This is a genomic window from Neisseria sicca VK64, from assembly GCF_000260655.1.
Taxonomy (GTDB): Bacteria; Pseudomonadota; Gammaproteobacteria; order Burkholderiales; family Neisseriaceae; genus Neisseria; species Neisseria sicca_B.
This window is the reverse complement of record NZ_AJMT01000017.1, coordinates 1-8,528: the sequence shown is the minus strand read 5'-3', so window position 1 is coordinate 8,528 and position 8,528 is coordinate 1. Positions and strand designations below refer to the sequence as shown.

10 protein-coding genes, 1 tRNA gene and 2 pseudogenes are annotated in these 8,528 nt (G+C 51.7%); 6 read left to right on the top strand and 7 right to left on the bottom strand.

Annotated features, from left to right (window positions below):
- Together HMPREF1051_RS01500 and HMPREF1051_RS01495 are read right to left on the bottom strand one after the other, a co-directional pair.
- Window positions 1-137 (bottom strand): annotated as a pseudogene (locus tag HMPREF1051_RS01500) (transcriptional repressor); the annotation flags it as partial.
- A gap of 134 nt (window positions 138-271) precedes the next feature.
- Window positions 272-1,099, bottom strand: coding sequence for an SDR family oxidoreductase (locus HMPREF1051_RS01495; protein ID WP_003763331.1), 828 nt, complete (start codon window positions 1,097-1,099; stop codon window positions 272-274).
- Window positions 1,100-1,225: 126 nt separating this feature from the next.
- Here HMPREF1051_RS01495 and HMPREF1051_RS01490 point away from each other — a divergent pair, with 126 nt between their 5' ends.
- Window positions 1,226-1,684, top strand: a complete 459-nt coding sequence (locus HMPREF1051_RS01490; RefSeq protein ID WP_003763338.1) for a c-type cytochrome — start codon at window positions 1,226-1,228, stop codon at window positions 1,682-1,684.
- 232 nt (window positions 1,685-1,916) lie between these two features.
- On the opposite strand, the gene HMPREF1051_RS01485 is transcribed toward HMPREF1051_RS01490, so the two are convergent.
- Window positions 1,917-2,009: transfer RNA gene (locus HMPREF1051_RS01485), tRNA-Ser, on the bottom strand.
- Window positions 2,010-2,174: 165 nt separating this feature from the next.
- Here HMPREF1051_RS01485 and HMPREF1051_RS01480 point away from each other — a divergent pair.
- Window positions 2,175-2,735, top strand: a complete 561-nt coding sequence (locus tag HMPREF1051_RS01480) for a pseudouridine synthase (protein WP_036491109.1) — start codon at window positions 2,175-2,177, stop codon at window positions 2,733-2,735.
- 94 nt (window positions 2,736-2,829) lie between these two features.
- On the opposite strand, the gene HMPREF1051_RS01475 is transcribed toward HMPREF1051_RS01480, so the two are convergent.
- The 4 genes from HMPREF1051_RS01475 to HMPREF1051_RS01460 all read right to left on the bottom strand — a co-directional run bounded on the left by HMPREF1051_RS01475 (window position 2,830) and on the right by HMPREF1051_RS01460 (window position 6,174).
- Window positions 2,830-3,636, bottom strand: coding sequence for a DUF4198 domain-containing protein (locus tag HMPREF1051_RS01475; protein ID WP_003763319.1), 807 nt, complete (start codon window positions 3,634-3,636; stop codon window positions 2,830-2,832).
- 137 nt (window positions 3,637-3,773) lie between these two features.
- A complete protein-coding gene (locus HMPREF1051_RS01470; RefSeq protein WP_003763340.1) occupies window positions 3,774-4,091 on the bottom strand; it encodes a DUF2322 family protein in 318 nt (105 codons plus the stop codon).
- Window positions 4,092-4,344: 253 nt separating this feature from the next.
- Window positions 4,345-4,971, bottom strand: coding sequence for a uracil phosphoribosyltransferase (upp, locus tag HMPREF1051_RS01465; protein ID WP_003744890.1), 627 nt, complete (start codon window positions 4,969-4,971; stop codon window positions 4,345-4,347).
- A 162-nt stretch (window positions 4,972-5,133) separates the two neighbouring features.
- On the bottom strand, window positions 5,134-6,174 hold the full coding sequence (locus HMPREF1051_RS01460) for a Gfo/Idh/MocA family oxidoreductase (protein ID WP_003763323.1): 1,041 nt from the start codon (window positions 6,172-6,174) through the stop codon (window positions 5,134-5,136).
- Window positions 6,175-6,292: 118 nt separating this feature from the next.
- Between HMPREF1051_RS01460 and rbfA the strand changes: the two genes are divergently transcribed.
- The 4 genes and pseudogenes from rbfA to HMPREF1051_RS01440 form a co-directional block, all read left to right on the top strand.
- The gene (gene rbfA / locus HMPREF1051_RS01455; RefSeq protein WP_003763326.1) at window positions 6,293-6,664 is read left to right on the top strand and encodes a 30S ribosome-binding factor RbfA; all 372 of its coding nucleotides are present in this window, start codon (window positions 6,293-6,295) and stop codon (window positions 6,662-6,664) included.
- Between the two features lie 83 nt (window positions 6,665-6,747).
- Complete coding sequence (locus HMPREF1051_RS01450) at window positions 6,748-7,158, top strand: hypothetical protein (RefSeq protein WP_003763316.1); 411 nt, start codon at window positions 6,748-6,750, stop codon at window positions 7,156-7,158.
- 1 nt (window position 7,159) lies between these two features.
- A complete protein-coding gene (truB, locus tag HMPREF1051_RS01445) occupies window positions 7,160-8,074 on the top strand; it encodes a tRNA pseudouridine(55) synthase TruB (protein ID WP_003763332.1) in 915 nt (304 codons plus the stop codon).
- A 136-nt stretch (window positions 8,075-8,210) separates the two neighbouring features.
- Window positions 8,211-8,528: pseudogene (locus HMPREF1051_RS01440) on the top strand (IS630 family transposase); the annotation flags it as partial.

Genomic DNA, 8,528 nt, shown 5'->3' with positions numbered 1-8,528 from the left:
TGCGACAAGACGTTGTAGGCTTTAATCACGCCGCTTTGCTGCAAGACAATATCGAGCACCTGCTCGCGCAAAGCGGTTACCTGTACGCCGTCACGGCGTGCCTGTTCGAGGATTTTTTGTTTGATTGCGTGTTTCATAAAGGCTTTCAGACGACCTTAAAATTCTGAACGGAGAGGATTACATTATAACGTTGTTTATGTAAGATGCAGATATTCGGAGGTTGTCTGAAACCGAGCGCCACCGTTCAGACGACCCATCCCATCCAATCTGCCTATTTGAACCACGACTTAATCCGTGCAAACAAAGACATACTCTGTTTCTCAAAATTCTCCGCCTGTGCGGGTACGGGCAGCGTATTGCGGATGACTTTCATACCGGCAAAGGTTTGGGCGACAGGCATGATTTCGATGGAGTTGACGTTCATGTGCGCCGGACGCTGATAGAGCCACAAAGCCGTATCCGCAATGTCTTGCGGCTGGATGGACTCGACGTTCTCATAAACCTTTTCCGCCCGCTCGTCATCGCCCTTAAATCGGACGTTGGAAAACTCGGTACCGCCGCACAAACCCGGCTCGATGTTGGTGACACGGATGTTTTTATCCGCCAATTCCGCGCGCAGGTTCATGCTGAACTGGCGCACAAACGCCTTGGTCGCGCCGTACACGTTGCTGCCCTCGTAGGCATAGCTGCCGGCAATCGAACCCAAATTCATGATATAGCCTTGTTTGCGCTCCGCCATTTGTGGCAGGATTTGGCGCGTTAGGAAAGTCAGACCGATAATGTTCGTTTGAATCATGGTTTCCCAATCGCCGAAATCTGCTTTGTCCGCCGTTTCCAAACCCAACGCCAATCCGGCGTTGTTGATCAGGCAATCGATTTCGGCAAAATTTTCAGGCAGGCTGTCGAGCGCGTTGCGTATCGACTCGGTACGCGAAACGTCCATTTCCAAAGGATAAAACCGCTCGCCCAATTCGGCCGCCAATGCCTGCAGTTTCTCGCCGCGCCGTGCCGCACCGATAACGGAATAACCGGCCTGTACAAACGTGCGGCACATCGCCTCGCCGAAACCGGCTGACGCGCCGGTAACCAAAATCGCCATAACTATTTCCTTTCTTTTCTCGTTTTGTAAACCCATTTCAGGTATGATTGCAACTTTTCAGACGACCTCTTCGGACGTCGTCTGAAAAATATGAATAACAAAATACTATCACAGGACACCAAAGCCATGAATACCAAACTCTTCTCAGCGGCGCTGCTCGCTGCCCTGACCCTTGCCGCCTGCGGTGGCGGCGCACCCGCGCAACCCAAAGGTCCGATCTCCGAAGACCGTACCACTGCGTTCAAATCCATGATGCCCGAGTTCTCCAGCATGGGCAAAATGGTAAAAGGCGAAGAGCCTTACGACGTGGAAAAATTCAAGCAGGCTGCGGCAACTTTTGCCGAAACCAGCAAAAAACCTTTCACCTTCTTCCAATCTGACGACAAAGGCAACGGCCGCGCCCTGCCTGCGGTTTGGTCTGATGCGGCCAAATTCAAAGCCGAAGAAGACAAATTCGCCGCTGCCGTTGAGAAACTGAACGCCGCCGCGCAAACCGGCAAGCTGGAAGAAATCAAAGCCGCTTACGGCGAAACCGGCGCAAGCTGCAAATCCTGCCACGACACCTTCCGCGCTCCGGAAGAATAAGCCGCTGCACTGACATACAAAACGGTCGTCTGAAATCCGGTTTCAGACGACCTTTTTTTGATTTTTAATGATTGCCGTGCTTAATAATCGGTTTCAACGGCAATCCAGCCTTCGTGCAAACGCTTTCATGTTCCGTAAATGTCAAGTTTGACGGTTGCCTGTCAGTTATCCTTAAATTCGGCAAAAACGATAAAAAGAAAACCCGTCGGATAATCGACGGGTTTTCGTATGATGGCGGAGTAAGAGGGATTCGAACCCTCGATGCAGGTTGACCCCACATGCTTCCTTAGCAGGGAAGTGCCTTCAGCCTCTCAGCCATTACTCCTAAGGAAGTGCGTAATATACTGGTTTGGTTCGGACGTGTCAAGCCGAGCCTGAGTGTATTTTTTAACCGTATGAAATCATTTGTATAAAATATAAAGAAGCGTGAAATTGTAGCCCGTATGCGGCGGCTGGTACAATTCATGCTTGGTTTCAGGATGTGATGAAAATGAATGATTTAATCGTATTGAACAAGCCTTATGGTGTGATTTGCCAGTTTTCGGCGCATGAAAAGTATGGGTGTTTGAAAGATTATGTGTCGCTGCCGGACTTTTATCCAGCGGGGCGTTTGGATACGGACAGCGAGGGTTTGCTGCTGTTGACGAACGACGGGCGTTTGCAGGCGCGGATTGCGGATCCTAAATTTAAACTGGAGAAAACTTATTGGGCGCAGGTGGAAGGTTCGCCCGACGAAGCGAAGCTGGATATGCTGCGGCACGGGGTGGATTTGGGGGATTTTGTCACGCGTCCGGCAAAGGTTCGCGTATTAGAGGCGGGCGAAGCGGATGTTTTGTGGCCGCGCGTGCCGCCTATCCGCGTGCGCAAGTCCGTGCCTGATTTTTGGGTGGAAATTCGGATTTCGGAAGGAAAAAACCGGCAAGTCAGGCGGATGACGGCTAAGGCGGGTTTTCCGTGCCTGCGTTTGGTCAGGGTGGCGATAGGTCGTCTGAACGTGTTTGATTTGGGCTTGGGACTTGGGCAATGGACGTTTGCGCCGCATAAGCCTTGATGGATGGCTGTTTATTAAATTGATTGGCTGATAACGAAAAAGGTCGTCTGAAAACCCTGCAATACGGTTTTCAGACGACCTTTGTTATTGGATATTAATGATGCGTATGACCGATTTGGAAGGTCAGGGTGGTGTAGTTCGCCTGTTTTTGGCACACGCTTTGATCGGGGAAATCGGCTTTGTGTTCTACGCTGGCTTTCCAGAAGCCTTGACGCAGGGGGATGATGCTGACTTCGCCTTTGTCGTCCGTGGTATCGGAGAAGGCTTGTGCTTCGGTTTTGTGGGTTTTGCTGCGGTCGCTGGTGTCAAAACCGTCAAATGTGGCGGTAACGGTGGCGTTGGGCAGCGGCTCGCCGTTGAAAAGGACGCGGACTTTGAAGCGTTCGCCGACGTGGACGTTGGCGGGGTTGTCCAACGGAACGATTTCCAGATGTTGTCCGACTTGCTTGGTGATGACGGCGGTGTCTGCGCTTTCGTGACCGACGTTGACGATGTTTTTACCGAACATTCGGGTTTGTTCGCAATAGCTGGCGTCAGGCATTTCTTTGATGCTCACCTGTTTCCAGCCTGCGCTGTTTTTAGACCAGAAGGTCGGTTGGTATTCTGCGGTAACGAGGTAGCTACCGTCTTTGACAGGGAGTTTGCTGCGGTATTGGTAGTTGTACGTCCCTTTTTGAATCAGATTTTCTTTGCCTTTTTCGGTAATCAGCTGCATGGGCTTGCTGAAAATGTGGAGGCGGTCTTTGGCAATGGGTTCGAGTTCGGGGAACTCGCCGTAGCCCAATTCGGCTTGCAGGTATTCGCCGCCGTGTGTATGGGCGGTTTCGACCCAGACGCGGTGTGCTTGGGCGGTTGTGCTGAACAGGAGCGCGGATGCGATGAACAATGCGGTTTTTTTCATGGGTTCTCCAAATGTATCGGGTAGAAATTTGATTGGTTATAATATAACAATTTTATTTATAACGAAACGGCTTCATGAAAAAAGGTCGTCTGAAAACAGGATTTCTGTTTTCAGACGACCTTTCGCTTAGCTGATGTTTAAGCGTTAACCGGCTTTAGAAGCAATCTGAGGTTTTCGTTTTTCACTTGCAACAGCAAATCGATATTGGGATGCTTGCCCGGATTGGCTTGCGCATCGGCAACGTGTTCGGCAAACCAATCCAAGCCCTGCGCAGCAGCAGCGGCATCGAGCTTGCCACCGAAATTCAATGCCAAAGCGTTGTAGAGTTTCAGCGAGCCTTGCTTGCCGGGCGCATTGGGGATGTGATGGACGGCTTTGCCTTGTGCGTCAAGGATGTCGAGTCCGCTCAAATGACCGATGTCGGGCATGGCGGCGAGGTTGTCTTGGAAGCTCATGGTTGTCCTTTCTAATATGGGATTTTCAACGAAAAATACCTTGTATAGTGATTAACTTTAAACCAGTACGGCGTTGCCTCGCCTTAGCTCAAAGAGAACGATTCTCTAAGGTGCTGAAGCACCAAGTGAATCGGTTCCGTACTATCTGTACTGTTTGCGGCTTCGTCGCCTTGTCCTGACTTAAAGTTAATCCACTATAAAAAAGGTCGTCTGAAACCCATACATTCAGTTTCAGACGACCTCAAATCACGAATCAGCGCGTACCGAAAATCTTATCGCCCGCATCGCCCAAGCCGGGGATAATGTAGCCGTTTTCATTCAGATGGCTGTCGAGGGCGGCGGTGTAGATGGTGACGTCGGGATGCGCTTCATTGACGGCTTTGACGCCTTCGGGCGCGGCGACGAGTACCAACGCCTTGATATTTTTGCAGCCTTTCGCCTTCAACAGGTCGATGGTAGCCACCATAGAGCCGCCGGTGGCGAGCATGGGGTCGATAATCAGCGCGGGGCGTTCGTCCATGCTGTCCACGAATTTTTCAAAATAGGAAACGGGTTTGAGCGTTTCTTCGTCGCGCTGCAATCCGACCACGCTGATTTTGGCAGTCGGAATCAGGTCGAGCACGCCGTCGAGCATACCCAAACCGGCACGCAAAATCGGCACGACGGTCAAGGTTTTGCCCTTGATGCGGTCGCCTTCGATTTGACCGCACCAGCCGTCGATAATGTATTTTTCAATTTCAAAATCACGGCTGGCTTCGTAAGCCATCAGGCGCGCCAGCTCGGTAGTGAGGGTACGGAATTTGTAAGTGCTGCAATCGGCCTCGCGCATGAGCGTGAGTTTGTGGCGGACAAGGGGGTGATTGATAACGGTTACGTTCATTTGGCAGGCCTCGGATTGTTTTTGAATGGGTGTGATTATACTTTTTTTTATAACGAAACAAAATAAAGGATACGCAACGGCGGCTTATTTTCTGCGATCTTCAGGCTTACGTTTCCCCAATGGTTTTGCCCCACTCTTCTATCCGGCGGTTTAAACCGCTCCCTACACCTTCACCCGACACCCCGACTTCGCGCTTTCATATACTTTTTCCAGCAGACCCAACACCTCCGCCACTTGTCGCGGCTGTACCGCTGCGGGAGATTTGCCTTGCAGCGCGTCATAAAGGTTTTCATAAAACGCTGCATAATTGCCGCTGACGCTTTCAATTTTCTTGCGGACGACCACCCCGTCGATTTCGGTATGCAGGATGCCCCATTCGTCTTCCGGCTCACGGTTCCACGCCCCGACGGGTTGCGCGCCGCCGAGCAGCAGGGCTTCTTGGTTGTCGGCGTTTTGTTTGACGTATGAACCGCGTTTGCCGTGCAAGGTCATGAACGGCAAAGGTTCGCGGGCATATTTGCTTGCAGTCAGGGTGACTTTTTTGCCGTCGGTGTAATAAAGCGCGATATAGAAATTGTCGTCGCTGAGCGCTCTTTCATGCTGATAACGCACGTCGGCATAAAGTTCGTCAGGCATCCCGAAAATATCGACTGCCATATCCATGAAGTGCGAACCCAAATCGTACACCAGCCCCACGCCCGCCTCGCCTGTTTCCTTCCAGCGTTTTTTGTTCAAGGCAGCCGCATAACGCTCGAAACGGAACTCCGCATCCACAATTTCGCCTAAGAGGTCGTCTGAAAGCAGTTTTTTGGCGGTCAGCGGCGCGCTGTCCCAGCGGCGGTTTTGGTAAACGGTCAGCAATACGCCCTGCCGCTCGGCAAGTTCCGCCAATTCCAAGGCTTGCGCCGCCGTGGCGCACAACGGTTTTTCCACCACCACATTTTTACCCGCACGCAAAGCCTGAGCGGCAAAATCGAAATGCGTCTGGTTCGGCGTGGTCACGGCCACCAAATCCACATCATCGGTAAGCAACTCCTCAAACGAGCGCACGGTCTGCGCCTGCGGCAGGACTTCCTGCACCCTATTGCCGCTGCGTTCAAACACGCGCACGACTTCAAACCGCGAATCCGCACGCCAAAACGGCAGATGGAACACCTGCGCCGACATGCCGAACCCCGCCAATCCGATTTTGATTTTCCGCATAGCCAAACTCCTTTTCAGACGACCTCAAATTGCCGTATATCCGTTATAATACCGCACTTATTTCACACAGGCCGTCTGAAAACAAAGTTGAAACGGCCGCCGCCGTTTAAGGAAAACCATGAGAAAACCGCAACGCGGCTATGCCCGCCAAGACCGTGTCAAAGAACAAATCATGCGCGAACTGGCCGAGCTGGTCCGCACCGGCCTGAAAGACCCGCGCGCAGGCTTCATCACCATCAACGAAGTCGAAGTCACCCGCGATTACAGCCACGCCACCGTGTTCTACACCGTCCTCGACGACAGCACCCGCGACATTACCGAAGAAGCCTTGGAACACGCCAAAGGCCACTTGCGCAGCGAATTGGCGAAACGCATCAAACTCTTCAAAACGCCCGAACTGCACTTCAAATACGACGAATCACTCGAACGCGGCATGAGCATTTCCAGCCTCATCGATCAAGTCGCGGCGGAAAAGCCAGTTAAAGATTAAAAATAAAGCTCGTCTGAACACCCGGTATTAAAACCTGAAGATCTGTTTCAGACGGCCTCCTTGCTCTGCTTTCGGATATATCCATGACCTTTCCCGAATTTCTATTGTCTTTAGTCTTTTTCTCCTATTGTGCCTGCTACGCTTTCAGTTTGCGCAAAGGGAAAACCGTCTTTGATACCGCATCGGGCAACGAAATCCACATAGGTAAAAACGGGCATTACTCGGTTTGGCATGATGGAGACGGACAAATCCCCTTCCGCATCACCGACCTAAACGGGCGGAAAGCACCTCTCTCCAAACCGCTGTTTCATGCCAGTTTCCGCCGTACCGGCGGCCGCATCACGCTTTTAAAGCAAGGCCGTCTGAAAAAAGGCAGCTACACAGTAGAAACACCAAATCCGCACAGCCACATCATCCTCAGAAAAACAATATCGGAAACGCCGATTATTCTACTCGGCACTTCCATCTTATCCCTTTCCTTCCTTCTTCACTAACATGACCGCCAAAACCGCCAAACGCCCCGTCAACGGCGTCCTCCTGCTCGACAAGCCCGAAGGACTTTCCAGCAATACCGCCCTGCAAAAAGCCCGCCGCCTCTACAACGCTGAAAAAGCGGGGCATACCGGCGTACTCGATCCTTTGGCAACCGGACTTTTGCCCGTCTGCTTCGGCGAAGCGACCAAGTTCGCCCAATATCTGCTGGATGCCGATAAAGCCTACACCGCCACGCTGAAACTCGGCGAAGCCAGCAGCACGGGCGACGCCGAAGGCGAAATCATCGCTACCGCCCGCGCCGATATTTCCTTAGCCGAATTTCAGACGGCCTGCCAAGCCCTGACAGGCAACATCCGCCAAGTGCCGCCGATGTTTTCCGCCCTCAAACACGAAGGCAAACCGCTGTACGAATACGCCCGCAAAGGCATCGTCATCGAACGCAAACCGCGTGATATCACCATTTACGCCATCGATATTACCGAGTTTGACGCACCCAAAGCCGTCATCGACGTACGTTGCAGCAAAGGCACCTACATCCGCACCCTCAGCGAAGACATCGCCAAACACATCGGCACGTTTGCCCACCTGACCGCCCTGCGCCGCACCGAAACCGCCGGTTTCACCATCCGCGAAAGCCACACGCTCGAAGCCTTGGCAGAATTAAACGAAACCGAACGCGACGCCTTGCTCCTGCCCTGCGACGTTTTAGTGCGGCACTTCCCCAAAATCGAACTAAACGACCGCGCCGTAGCCATGCTCAAATGCGGCCAGCGCCCGCAGTTTACCGAGGACATGTCTGCCGACCAACCCATCCGCATTTACGACAGAAGCGGAACATTTATCGGCCTGGTGGAATACCAAAAAGAAATCGGCCGCCTCAAAGCCCTGCGGCTGATGAACACGGCGAAAGACTGAATGGTTTGATGATCAAATGAAAATATAGGAAAGGTCGTCTGAAAAACAGGAAAACCGGTTTTCAGACGACCTTTTTTTGCAAACTATAGTCAATTAAAAACAAAATAGTACAATACTCAACTTTGAAGGTCTAACCATGGCATACTCTGCGGACTTAAGAAACAAAGCTTTAAACTATTACGAACAATGCAAAAACATCAGCCAAACCGCAGCAACATTTAACTTGTCAAGAAACACGCTTTACCTGTGGATTCGCCTTAAAAAACAAACAGGCAGCCTAAAACATCAAGTTACCGGTCTGAATGCCGTCAAATTGGATAGGCAAAAACTGGCTCAATATGTTGGGCAACACCCGGATGCCTATCTGCATGAAATCGCCAAACATTTTGATTGTACGGCAGCCGCCGTTTGCTATGCACTCAAACAGATGGGGATGACGCGCAAAAAAAGACCA

Excerpts from the sequence above, each read along its gene's own strand:
- rbfA (WP_003763326.1), top strand. The coding sequence starts at position 6,293 with ATGAGAAAACCGCAACGCGGCTATGCCCGCCAAGACCGTGTCAAAGAA.
- HMPREF1051_RS01495 (WP_003763331.1), bottom strand. The coding sequence starts at position 1,099 with ATGGCGATTTTGGTTACCGGCGCGTCAGCCGGTTTCGGCGAGGCGATG.
- HMPREF1051_RS01470 (WP_003763340.1), bottom strand. The coding sequence starts at position 4,091 with ATGAGCTTCCAAGACAACCTCGCCGCCATGCCCGACATCGGTCATTTG.
- HMPREF1051_RS01450 (WP_003763316.1), top strand. The coding sequence starts at position 6,748 with ATGACCTTTCCCGAATTTCTATTGTCTTTAGTCTTTTTCTCCTATTGT.
- HMPREF1051_RS01475 (WP_003763319.1), bottom strand. The coding sequence starts at position 3,636 with ATGAAAAAAACCGCATTGTTCATCGCATCCGCGCTCCTGTTCAGCACA.
- upp (WP_003744890.1), bottom strand. The coding sequence starts at position 4,971 with ATGAACGTAACCGTTATCAATCACCCCCTTGTCCGCCACAAACTCACG.
- HMPREF1051_RS01480 (WP_036491109.1), top strand. The coding sequence starts at position 2,175 with ATGAATGATTTAATCGTATTGAACAAGCCTTATGGTGTGATTTGCCAG.
- HMPREF1051_RS01490 (WP_003763338.1), top strand. The coding sequence starts at position 1,226 with ATGAATACCAAACTCTTCTCAGCGGCGCTGCTCGCTGCCCTGACCCTT.
- HMPREF1051_RS01460 (WP_003763323.1), bottom strand. The coding sequence starts at position 6,174 with ATGCGGAAAATCAAAATCGGATTGGCGGGGTTCGGCATGTCGGCGCAG.
- truB (WP_003763332.1), top strand. The coding sequence starts at position 7,160 with ATGACCGCCAAAACCGCCAAACGCCCCGTCAACGGCGTCCTCCTGCTC.